8 protein-coding genes are annotated in these 7,475 nt (G+C 68.5%); 6 read left to right on the forward strand and 2 right to left on the reverse strand.

Features of this window, described 5'->3' with window-relative positions:
- The first annotated feature begins 353 nt into the window (after nucleotides 1-353).
- On the forward strand, nucleotides 354-1,391 hold the full coding sequence (locus HY703_02615) for an AAA family ATPase (GenBank protein ID MBI4544070.1): 1,038 nt from the start codon (nucleotides 354-356) through the stop codon (nucleotides 1,389-1,391).
- Between the two features lie 299 nt (nucleotides 1,392-1,690).
- Here the strand turns inward: HY703_02615 and HY703_02620 are convergent, their stop codons facing one another.
- The gene (locus HY703_02620; GenBank protein MBI4544071.1) at nucleotides 1,691-2,002 is read right to left on the reverse strand and encodes a hypothetical protein; all 312 of its coding nucleotides are present in this window, start codon (nucleotides 2,000-2,002) and stop codon (nucleotides 1,691-1,693) included.
- A 10-nt stretch (nucleotides 2,003-2,012) separates the two neighbouring features.
- On the reverse strand, nucleotides 2,013-2,486 hold the full coding sequence (locus HY703_02625; GenBank protein MBI4544072.1) for a hypothetical protein: 474 nt from the start codon (nucleotides 2,484-2,486) through the stop codon (nucleotides 2,013-2,015).
- Between the two features lie 227 nt (nucleotides 2,487-2,713).
- On the opposite strand from HY703_02625, the gene HY703_02630 reads away from it, so the two are divergent.
- The 5 genes from HY703_02630 to HY703_02650 all read left to right on the forward strand — a co-directional run.
- Nucleotides 2,714-2,935, forward strand: coding sequence for a zinc ribbon domain-containing protein (locus tag HY703_02630; GenBank protein MBI4544073.1), 222 nt, complete (start codon nucleotides 2,714-2,716; stop codon nucleotides 2,933-2,935).
- Between the two features lie 43 nt (nucleotides 2,936-2,978).
- The gene (locus tag HY703_02635) at nucleotides 2,979-4,433 is read left to right on the forward strand and encodes a UbiA family prenyltransferase (GenBank protein MBI4544074.1); all 1,455 of its coding nucleotides are present in this window, start codon (nucleotides 2,979-2,981) and stop codon (nucleotides 4,431-4,433) included.
- Complete coding sequence (locus HY703_02640; protein MBI4544075.1) at nucleotides 4,430-5,764, forward strand: FAD-binding oxidoreductase; 1,335 nt, start codon at nucleotides 4,430-4,432, stop codon at nucleotides 5,762-5,764. Before HY703_02635 ends, HY703_02640 begins: the two co-directional genes overlap by 4 nt.
- A gap of 61 nt (nucleotides 5,765-5,825) precedes the next feature.
- On the forward strand, nucleotides 5,826-6,563 hold the full coding sequence (locus HY703_02645) for an SDR family oxidoreductase (protein ID MBI4544076.1): 738 nt from the start codon (nucleotides 5,826-5,828) through the stop codon (nucleotides 6,561-6,563).
- Nucleotides 6,560-7,475, forward strand: a 916-nt coding sequence (locus HY703_02650; protein MBI4544077.1) for a hypothetical protein, incomplete at its 3' end; no start/stop codon positions are given. The genes HY703_02645 and HY703_02650, both read left to right, overlap by 4 nt.

Here is a 7,475-nt window from a genome sequence, read left to right on the forward strand (position 1 = left end):
CCGGATCGCGGCACAAGCTGTGTCCCCAAGACTGGGCGGGCTGCGCATGCTCACTCAGCCTTCAGGCTCATGCCGACCCAGGCCGCGACGAATGATAACATGGGCCGGCTCCGCACGGCAGGGCGCCCCCGCGCACCTGCACAACTTGATTGCCTCTCGATCAGATCTCATCTTTTGACTGCTGGCTTCGCGGCCGATGTTTGGATCCTTGGGGAATTGGAGTGAGGCGTACGCAGAATTCGCTCGTTGCACGCAAGCCGGGCCGGGACCCCCACAAGGACCTCGAGCTCATGAACCGTACCCGCTAAGCCAACCTGGTGCTGGAAACGTCATAGGAAGAGCGGGCCGAGAGCTTGCTGCGCCACCTCGCCGACCAGCTCCGCCTCCCACTCTTCGTCTGGACACCCACCAAAGGCTTGCGGCGCGACGGCACTCCCGGAGCCGTCTACCGCACCCTCGAGGCGGAGAAGGTGCTGACCAAAGCCATGATCGAGGACAGCCGCCTGTCGGCGGACGACATCGGCCGCGTCATCGAGGCCAAGAAGCAGATCATCGAGCGCGAGGGGCTGCTCGAGTACTACCCCCTCGAGCAGGAGGTCCACGAGATTGCCGATTTGCAGGCGCTCAAGGATTGGCTGGGCAAGCGGCGCGCCTTCATCACCGAGCCGGAACGGGCCGCCGAGTACGGCCTTTCCTTCCCCAAGGGCATCCTGCTCGTGGGCGTGCCCGGCTGCGGCAAGAGCCTCTGCGCCCGCGCTGTGGCCATGGAATGGGGACTGCCGCTGCTGCGGCTGGATCCCGGCAACCTCTACAACAAGTACCTGGGCGAGAGTGAAAAGAACTTCCAGCGCGCCATCCGCGCGGCCGAGCGCATGGCGCCCGTGATCCTGTGGATTGACGAGCTGGAGAAGGCGTTCGCTGCCGCCGGCGACAGCGCCGATGGCGGGGTCTCGACCCGCATCCTGGGCAGCTTCCTCACCTGGCTGCAAGACCGGAAGGGTGACGTGTTCGTGGTCGCTACTGCCAATGACGTGTCACGCCTGCCGCCCGAGTTCATCCGCAAGGGACGCTTCGACGAGATCTTCTTCCTGGACCTGCCCACGCCAGAGGTGCGCGCCGCGCTGTTCCGCATCCACCTCGCCAGGCGCGGCCAGGACCCGCAGCGCTTCGACCTTGGCACGCTCGTCAACGCAGCCGGCGGGTTCAGCGGCGCGGAGATCGAGCAGGCCATCGTCTCCGGGTTGTATACCGCCTTCGCCGGCGGCACCCAGCTCTCGACGGCCGCACTGCTGGACGAGATCTCGCGCACGCGCCCGCTGGCCCGGACCATGGCCGAGCGTATTCAGGCGCTGCGCCACTGGGCCCGCGACCGCACGGTCAGCGCGCAGTGAGACACAGCCGATGCCGCGTCCCGTCCCGACGCATCAAGCAGGGAACGGTCTGGGCTGTGCTAAGCTGATTCTCGGGAACGCCGAGCCTTGGCGAAGGCTGGGGAGCGTTCTTGGATGCGACGCATTGCCGCAGGGTCGTAGACCTTCTCCCCGCACGCAGGGCACGCGAAGTAGCGAAGGTCAGGGACGGAATACGGCTTCCCGCCGAAGCTGCCCTGCCACCTGCCGCGAACCGCCTTGATGGCTGGACTCCCGCAGGAGGGGCACACCTTGATGTTGAAGTCTCGATTCGCCACGGATCACAGAGCCTTTTTTGAGGAGACCACGAAGTAGAACGTTTCCTCAGGTGGTTGAGGGACGAGCTTCCCCTTCGAATAAATCATAATGCCCTCCAGGTTGGTGGCCTGGATGACGTACAGGTACTCGACAGGCCGGCCGCGCCCTGGGCTACGTGAGCGAAGCCGCTTGTAGATGGCAACAGCGTTCATGATGGATTCGGCGACGTCGAGCTCGGTGAGGCCGTCCGCCTCCATCTCGACACGGGCCTTCTCGCTGAAGGCGTAGTGACCGGCGAGAACGGCTCGCTTGATCCGAACAAGGGCATCCGACACCGCTACACGTTTACACCTTTTCTTGCTGGGAGTTCACGATGGCCAATGAGCGCAGGCCGCGTTGCCGGCATTGGGCCCCGGTGAAGGGCAGCACCACCCGGTTCTTCAGGGCCTCAGTTACCCCGCCGGTCGCTTCCCCGATCAGGCCGGGAATAACATTGGTCTGCTGGAAATCGGCGTGATCGGCGTACAGGATCACCGGCTTGCGCCGGAACTCGTGCTGGAACACGCGCGAAAGCCGGTCGTACCAGCGTTCGGCCATGCGGGCGGCGTCGCCCACCGCCGTGGCCTCTTCCGGGTAGAAGTGGATGTCGAAGTGGTCGGCGTGCAGCACTCTCCAGTCGAAATCCTGGTACTGCACCTTGTTGCGCCCGAAGTACTGGGCGCCGGCCGCACCAGGGTAGGACAACAGCAGCGCAAGCTGCAGGAGCAGTAGTGCTGACGCGCGGCGCCGCGACCTGGAGCTGTCCCGAATGGTACCCATTTCCTTCGCCTCCCCACCGCCCGCCGCAACCCGGACCTCGAGCCCTGGCGCGGCCCGCCGGCTCGCCGGCCGAAGGGCATGGCTCGGCAACGTGCAATCGGTGTACCACGGAACCACCTGGTGGCTCGCTACTGTGCTTGTGAAGAACCGCCAGTCGCTTGATGGAGCAGCGTTTCTGCGTCATCTTGCAAACGGCGACCCGATTTCCCTGGCCCACGGAGTGAACGATGCCGTTGTACGAGTATTCGTGCCGCACCTGCGGCACGGCCTTCGAGCGCCGGCTGAAGTACGAGGAGCGGCTGGCGCCGCAGACGTGCCCCGCCTGCGGCAACAGCGAGACGGTGCTGCGACTCTCGACACCCGCGCTGGTTGGCTCGGCTGCGGAGGCGACGGGCGTCTGCCCGACCAGCGGAAACCCGTGCGGCTGCGCGCACGCAGTCCACAACTGAGGCGAGCGGCGCAAACCATCCGATCGCATGACGCGGTGATCGCATGACGCATCGAAGCGCGGGCGTTAGCCTGGCCGCTCCGCTCCCGCCGCTGTGCGTGGACCTGGACGGCACGCTGGTGGCGACCGACCTGTTCTGGGAGGCGCTGGTGGCGTTCCTGCGCCAGCGTCCGGCGAGCGCCTGGCGAGTCCCGCTCTGGCTGCTGCGCGGGCGGGCGTTCCTCAAGCAGGAGCTGACTCGGCGCGTGCCCTTCGAGCCGGCGGACTTGCCCTACCGCGAGGAGGTGCTCGGCTTCCTGCGCGAGCAGCGCGCGGCCGGCCGGGAGCTGATCCTGGCCACGGCAGCGGACCGCGCGGCTGCCGAGCGGGTGGCGGCGCACCTCGGGCTGTTCTCGGGCGTTCTCGCCAGTGACGGCCAGACCAATCTGATCGGGCCCCGCAAGCTGGAAGCGCTCGAGCGCCTGCTCGGTGAGCGGGGCTTCGACTACGTTGGCGACGCCGCCGCCGACCTGCCGGTCTGGCGCGCGGCACGCGAGCCCGTGCTGGTAGCGCCCTCCTGGCGGGTACGCCGGCTGATGCGCCGCGAAGCGCCGGGCGCGCGCCTGCTCTCCCCCCGAGCCGGCGGCGCCGCCGCGCTGTTCCGCGCCCTGCGGCCGCACCAGTGGGTGAAGAACTTCCTGCTCTTCGTGCCCCTGCTGCTGGCGCACCAGCTCGGCGAGCCGGACATGCTGCTGCGCGTCGGCCTGGCCTTTCTCGCCTTCAGCTTGTGCGCGTCCGGCGCCTACGTCACCAATGACCTGCTGGACCTGCAGCATGACCGCCGGCATCCGCGCAAGCGGCGGCGCCCCTTCGCCGCGGGGCTCCTCTCCATTCCCACCGGGCTGCTGACGGGCCCCCTGCTGGTCGCAGCCGGCTTCGCCGTGGCCGCCCTGATCAGCCGGCCGAGCTTCCTGGCCGCGCTCGGCGTGTACCTTGTCCTGACCTCGGCCTACTCGCTGTGGCTGCGCCAGGTGCTGATCCTGGACGTGCTGGTGCTCGCCGGGCTCTATACTATCCGCCTACTGGCCGGCGGCATGGCCGCCGCCGTCCCGGTCTCGCCCTGGACCCTCGCCTTCGCCGTGTTCCTGTTCTTCAGCCTGGCCTTCGTCAAGCGCTACTCCGAGCTGCGTGCGCTGCGCGCGACCGAGCAGGCGCGAGCCAACGGCCGGGATTACGGCATCGACGACCTGCCGCTCCTGGCCAGCATCGGGCCGGCGAGCGGCTACCTGGCCGTACTGGTGCTCGCCCTCTACATCAACAGCAACGAGGTCGGCGCGCTGTACCGGCACCCGCAGGTTCTCTGGCTCGTCGGACCCTGCCTGCTCTACTGGATCACCCGCCTCTGGTTCCTTGCCCACCGGGGCGAACTGCCCGATGACCCGGTGGTCTTCGCGCTCGAAGACCGCGTCAGCTACGTGATCGGCGGCATTGTCTCCGTCCTGGTGCTGCTGGCCACGTGAGCACGAGAAGGTACGAATCCTGGGGACGCTACCCGCGGGCCAGGCCAGCCGCCGTGGCGCGCGTTGTCTGGCGCAGCGAGCCGCCCCCGCTGGACGCCTGGCCGCAGCCTGTCCTGCCCTTCGGGCAGGGGCGAAGCTACGGCGATAGTTGCCTCAACGAGCAGGGCGTACTCCTCGATACCTCGCTGCTGGACCGCTTCATCTCCTTCGACGAGACGGCCGGGATCCTGCGCTGCGAGGCGGGCGTCACACTTGCCGCGATCCTCGAGCTGGTGGTCCCGCGCGCCTGGTTCCTGCCCGTGACGCCGGGCACCAAGTTCGTGTCCGTGGGTGGCGCCATCGCTCACGACGTGCACGGCAAGAACCACCACCGGGCGGGAACTCTGAGCCGGTACGTCCAGCAGTTCGAGCTGCTGCGTTCCGACGGCACCCGCCTGGTCTGCTCGCCCACGCTCAACGCGGATCTCTATCGGGCTACCATCGGCGGGCTCGGACTGACCGGCCTGATCCTGTGGGCCGAGATCCGGCTGCGGCCGATCCCCGGGCCGCTCATTGCCGTGGAGCGCATCCGTTTCGGCGGACTCGACGAGTTCTTCGAGCTGGCCGACGCATCTGACCGGGAGTGGGAGTACACGGTGGCCTGGGTCGACTGCCTGGCAGCCGGCAACAAGCTGGGCCGCGGCATCTTCATCCGCGGCGACCACGCTGTGCACGCGCCGGCCGGCTCGACCGCCCGCCACATGCCTCGCCTGCGCGTGCCCTTCGACTTACCCCGCGCGGCGCTCAGCCGCTGGCCCATGCGCGCCTTCAATGCCGCCTACTACCGGGCGCAGTGGCGCCGGAGCGTGCGCAAAACGGTGCACTACGACCCGTTCTTTTTCCCCCTGGACGCCGTCCTGGACTGGAACCGGATCTACGGGCGGGACGGGTTCCTGCAGCACCAATGCGTGGTGCCGCGCGACCGCGAGGATGCCATCAACGAGATCCTTCGAGCTACCGCCCGCTTCGGCCATGCTTCCTTCCTGGCCGTGCTCAAGCTGTTCGGCGACGCGTCTTCCCCGGGCATGCTCTCCTTCCCGCGACCCGGGATCACGCTGACGCTCGATTTCCCGTTCCGGGGCCCGCGTACGCTGGAACTGCTGGAGCGGCTGGACGCCATTGTGCGCCAGGCGGGCGGCGCCGTCTACCCCGCCAAGGACGCCCGCATGTCGCGCGAGAGCTTCCAGCAGTTTTTCCCGAACTGGCAGGACTTCGCCAGGTACATCGACCCCCGCTTTTCCTCCAGCTTCTGGAGGCGAGTGGTGGGAGGCGAGGCACAAGGCGCGGCGTGAAGAGGAGTCTGGTGATCGGGTTCAAGCCGGCACGGGCAGGGCACGGAGCGCAAGGCGCAGCTTGAAGACGATTCTGGTAATCGGAGCGACGTCGCGCATCGCCCACGAAGTCGCACGCGGCTTCGCCGCCTCCGGCGCCGAGCTTTTCCTGGTCGGGCGCGGCGCCGAAAAGCTCGAGGCCGTGGCCGGCGACCTGCGCGTGCGCGGCGCCGCGCGCGTCACCACCTTCCTGCTGGATGTGAACGACCTGCGCCGCCACCAGGAGATGCTCGCGGCCGCGCACGCCGCGCTGGGAACGGTCGACCTGGCGCTCATCGCCCACGGCACCCTGCCCGACCAGCGGCGGTGCGAGCAGAGCGTGCCCGAAACCCTCTCCCAGTTCGCCACCAACGCGACCAGCGTGATGGCCCTGCTCACGCTGCTCGCCAGCCATTTCGAGCAGCAGCGGCGCGGGTCGATCGCGGTCATCACCTCCGTGGCCGGCGATCGGGGCCGCCGCAGCAACTACGTCTACGGCGCAGCCAAGGGGGCCGTGACGCTGTTCCTGCAGGGGTTGCGCAACCGCTTGTTCCGGGTGGGCGTGACTGTGACCACCATCAAGCCGGGCTTCGTGGACACGCCCATGACGGCGCACCTGCCCAAGAGCCTGCTGTTCGCCTCCGCCGACCGGGTGGGCCGGAGCATCCACCGGGCCATCCTCAGGCGGAAGGATGTGGCCTACGTACCCTGGTTCTGGCGCTGGATGATGCTGGCGGTGAGACTGGTGCCCGAGCGGGTGTTCAAGAGGCTCGAACTGTGAGCGCCGAGCGCGCCGCCCGGCGCCCGGGACCACGGCCGACCGCGGCGCTGCTCGCCCTGGCCGTGGCCGCACTGGCCTGCGCCGTCTACCTCAATTCGCTGGCCAACGGCTTCGCCATGGACGACGTCGCCGTCATCCAGCGGAACGATCGCCTGCACAGCGCTGGCCGGCTCCTCGAGGTCCTCACCACGCCCTACTGGCCAGCCAAAGAACCCATCGCATCGCCCTACCGGCCGGTGACCAGCCTCAGCTTCGCCCTCAACTGGGCCGCCGGCCGCGGCCATCCCGGCGCCTTCCATGCCGTGAACGTGCTGCTGCATGCCGCCGTCGCGGCCTTGCTGCTGCTCCTGCTGCTGCGCCTGGGGCTGCCGGCCGCGGCCGCGACGCTGGGCGCGGCCGTCTTTGCCCTGCACCCGGTACACACCGAGGCGGTGGCCAACATCGTCGGCCGCGCCGAGCTACTGGTCGCCTGCTTCGTACTAATCGCGGCGCTGGCCTACCTCCGCTCCACCGCCCGACCATGGCTCCGCATCCCCGCCATTGCACTCGCCTACGCGCTGGCGCTGGGCTCGAAGGAGAATGCCATTGTCCTGCCCGCGCTGCTCGTGCTCCTCGAACTGTTCCGGCCCGACCGCGACCGGCCGCTCCGCACTGCGCTCTGGCGTGAGCGTTGGGTCTACATCGCTCTGATCCTGGTCACCGCCGGCTTCGCCGCTGTGCGCTCCCCGGTGCTCGGCGTCTTGACCAGCGGCGACGTCGCCGCCTATATCGCCGGCCTGAGCACCAGCAGTCGCATCGCGACCGCCCTGCGCATCTGGCCCGAGTACTTGCGGCTGCTCTTCTACCCGCGCGACCTGATCGCCGACTACGGGCCCGGCGTGATTTTCCCGGTCACGAGCTGGGACCCGCGCG

It is taken from the genome of Gemmatimonadota bacterium (assembly GCA_016209965.1).
GTDB lineage: Bacteria > Gemmatimonadota > Gemmatimonadetes > Longimicrobiales > RSA9 > JACQVE01.

Bases quoted from the DNA above. Each gene is read 5' to 3' on its own strand.
- HY703_02635 (MBI4544074.1), top strand. From the start codon at position 2,979: ATGACGCATCGAAGCGCGGGCGTTAGCCTGGCCGCTCCGCTCCCGCCG.
- HY703_02630 (MBI4544073.1), top strand. From the start codon at position 2,714: ATGCCGTTGTACGAGTATTCGTGCCGCACCTGCGGCACGGCCTTCGAG.
- HY703_02625 (MBI4544072.1), bottom strand. From the start codon at position 2,486: ATGGGTACCATTCGGGACAGCTCCAGGTCGCGGCGCCGCGCGTCAGCA.